This window comes from Burkholderia sp. Ap-955 (genome assembly GCF_011753045.1).
Lineage (GTDB): Bacteria > Pseudomonadota > Gammaproteobacteria > Burkholderiales > Burkholderiaceae > Burkholderia > Burkholderia lata_D.
In genome coordinates this window covers 1-2,867 of sequence record NZ_VWWH01000190.1, presented here as the reverse complement: position 1 = coordinate 2,867, position 2,867 = coordinate 1, and the positions used below count along the sequence as shown (strand labels likewise).

4 protein-coding genes are annotated in these 2,867 nt (G+C 67.7%); 3 read left to right on the top strand and 1 reads right to left on the bottom strand.

Annotation, left to right across the window (positions count from 1 at the left end; all coding sequences use genetic code 11):
- Nucleotides 1-178 precede the first annotated feature (178 nt).
- From argB to slmA, 3 genes are read left to right on the top strand one after another with little or no spacing between them, the layout of a single operon-like run.
- The gene (argB, locus tag F3J15_RS37130) at nt 179-1,078 is read left to right on the top strand and encodes an acetylglutamate kinase (protein ID WP_006490510.1); all 900 of its coding nucleotides are present in this window, start codon (nt 179-181) and stop codon (nt 1,076-1,078) included.
- 29 nt (nt 1,079-1,107) lie between these two features.
- Complete coding sequence (locus tag F3J15_RS37125) at nt 1,108-1,866, top strand: pyrimidine 5'-nucleotidase (RefSeq protein ID WP_240159404.1); 759 nt, start codon at nt 1,108-1,110, stop codon at nt 1,864-1,866.
- A complete protein-coding gene (slmA, locus tag F3J15_RS37120) occupies nt 1,833-2,492 on the top strand; it encodes a nucleoid occlusion factor SlmA (RefSeq protein ID WP_166897747.1) in 660 nt (219 codons plus the stop codon). Before F3J15_RS37125 ends, slmA begins: the two co-directional genes overlap by 34 nt.
- 46 nt (nt 2,493-2,538) lie before the next feature.
- Here slmA and F3J15_RS37615 read toward each other — a convergent pair.
- The coding region (locus F3J15_RS37615; RefSeq protein ID WP_205191153.1) for a hypothetical protein at nt 2,539-2,867 on the bottom strand (329 nt) is incomplete at its 5' end.

The window sequence follows — 2,867 nt, the reverse complement described above, 5'->3', positions numbered from 1 at the left end:
CCCGCGCACCGCTGCCCGTATCGCGGCCCGCATCGCGCCGCGCCATAGCCGGCGGGCCGCTACGCGCGGCGCCCGCACCGCGCCGCCGGTGTTCCGGCCCGCCCAAAAACCCGATGCTGCGCTGCGCCACTCCTGTACAATTCGCCGTGTTTCAACGTTCCCAGCCAGAGCCGCCGCCATGTCCGAGCCCATCGACCTCTCGCAGATCGCCCCCACGCTGAAAGCAGAAATCCTCGCCGAGGCACTGCCGTACATTCGCCGTTATCACGGCAAGACCGTGGTCATCAAATACGGCGGCAACGCGATGACGGAAGAGCGGCTCAAGCAAGGCTTCGCGCGCGACGTGATCCTGCTGAAGCTGGTCGGCATCAATCCGGTGATCGTCCATGGCGGCGGTCCGCAGATCGATCATGCACTGAAGAAGATCGGCAAGGCCGGCACCTTCATCCAGGGCATGCGCGTCACCGACGAAGAGACGATGGAAGTCGTCGAATGGGTGCTGGGCGGCGAAGTGCAGCAGGACATCGTGATGCTGATCAACCACTTCGGCGGCCACGCGGTGGGCCTGACGGGCAAGGACGGCGGCCTGATCCACGCGCGCAAGCTGCTGATGCCGGACCGCGACAACCCGGGCCAGTACATCGACATCGGCCAGGTCGGCGAAGTCGAGGCGATCAACCCGGCAGTCGTGAAGGCGCTGCAGGACGACGCGTTCATCCCGGTGATCTCGCCGATCGGTTTCGGTGAGGATGGCCTGTCGTACAACATCAACGCCGACCTCGTCGCGGGCAAGCTCGCCACCGTGCTGAACGCCGAGAAGCTGCTGATGATGACCAACATCCCGGGCGTGATGGACAAGGACGGCAACCTGCTGACCGATCTCTCCGCACGCGAAATCGACGCGCTGTTCGAAGACGGCACGATCTCCGGCGGCATGCTGCCGAAGATCTCGTCGGCGCTCGACGCCGCGAAGAGCGGCGTGAAGTCTGTGCACATCGTCGACGGCCGGATCGAGCACTCGGTACTGCTGGAAATCCTGACCGAGCAGCCGTTCGGCACGATGATCCGCTCGCATTGAGCAAGCGCAGCAAGACCGCCACACCCGACTTGCCGGCCCCGCTGCTGCGCCGGCGCGTGTCGCGCAGCCGGCCCCGCGCCGGCGCGCCGGTGTGGCTGTTCGATCTCGACAACACCCTTCACCACGCATCGCACGCGATCTTTCCCGAGATCAACCGCGCGATGACGCAATACATCATCGACGTGCTGCAGGTCGAGCGCGCCGAAGCCGACCGCCTGCGCAACGACTACACCGAGCGCTACGGCGCCGCGCTCCTCGGCCTCACGCGCCATCATCCGATCGACCCGCACGACTTCCTGCGCGTCGTCCACACGTTTTCCGACCTGCCGGCGATGGTGCGCGCCGAGCGCGGCCTCGCGCGCATCGTCGCCGCGCTGCCGGGCCGCAAGCTGATCCTGACCAACGCGCCGGAGAACTATGCGCGCGCGGTGCTGCGCGAGCTGCGCATCGAGCGGCTGTTCGAGCGCGTGATCGCGATCGAGCACATGCGCGACCGCCGCACCTGGCGCGCGAAGCCCGATCACACGATGCTGCGCCGGACACTGCGCGCCGCCCATGCGCGCATGGCCGACACGATCCTCGTCGAAGATACGCGCGGCCACCTGAAACGCTACAAGCGTCTCGGCATCGGCACGATATGGATCACGGGGCACCTGCCGGGCCATCTGCCGGTTACCGGACGCCCCCATTATGTCGACCAGCGCATTCGTTCGTTAAAATCGCTGCGACTGGGCACACGATCGGGGCGACAAAAATGCAGCCGACTTACCCGCAGGACCAAGCCGTAAAGGAAGACCAGGCCACACCGTCCCGCCCGCGCCCGAAACCGGGCGAGCGGCGCGTGATGATCCTGCAGACACTCGCGACGATGCTCGAGGCGCCCAAGCCCGAGAAGATCACGACCGCCGCGCTCGCGGCCCGGCTCGACGTGTCGGAAGCCGCGCTGTACCGGCATTTCACCAGCAAGGCGAAGATGTACGAAGGGCTGATCGAGTTCATCGAGCAGGCGCTGTTCGGGCTCGTGAACCAGATCGTCGCGAAGGAGCCGAACGGCGTGCAGCAGGCGCGCACGATCGCGCTGACGATGCTCAACTTCGCCGCGAAGAACCCCGGCATGACGCGCGTGCTGACCGGCGAGGCGCTGGTGGGCGAGGACGAGCGGCTCACCGAACGCGTGAACCAGCTGCTCGACCGCATCGAGGCGACCGTCAAGCAATGCCTGCGTGTTGCGCGCGCCGAGGCCGGCGCACAGCAGAACAGCGGCCTGGCACTGCCGGCGGACTACGATCCGGCCACGCGCGCCAGCCTGCTCGTCAGCTACGTGATCGGGCGTTGGCACCGCTTCGCGAAAAGCGGCTTCCGGCAGGCGCCGGGCGAACAGGCGGACGCGCAGTTGCAACTGATCCTGCAATAACCGGGCGCATCGCCATCGAATCACCGCGCGCGTCGTAACCGCCGGCTCACCATTCCGTCACGCGCGTGTGCTCGCCCAGGCCGAGCGCGTGCCCCGCGTCGCCGCTCTCGGGCAACGCCCGACGCTGTCGCGCGGCCTCCCACTGCTCCAGTTCACGCCTCATCGATCGCAACGTCTCGCCGCATGGCCAGTCGGTATCGCATTGATCCGCCGGTGCGGCCTGCGCCCGCCGGGTTCCCGGCCGCGCGACACGCGGCGCATACGACCGCACCGTCGCCGGCGCAGACGCCGTTCGCGCCGGCTGGGCTCGCGGCGTCTCCGGCTCGTCGACGCGTGCATGCGCCGCGTCGCGATGCACGTGATGCGCCGGAGATC

Coding starts and splice junctions, on each gene's coding strand:
- argB (WP_006490510.1), top strand. CDS start 179: ATGTCCGAGCCCATCGACCTCTCGCAGATCGCCCCCACGCTGAAAGCA.
- slmA (WP_166897747.1), top strand. CDS start 1,833: ATGCAGCCGACTTACCCGCAGGACCAAGCCGTAAAGGAAGACCAGGCC.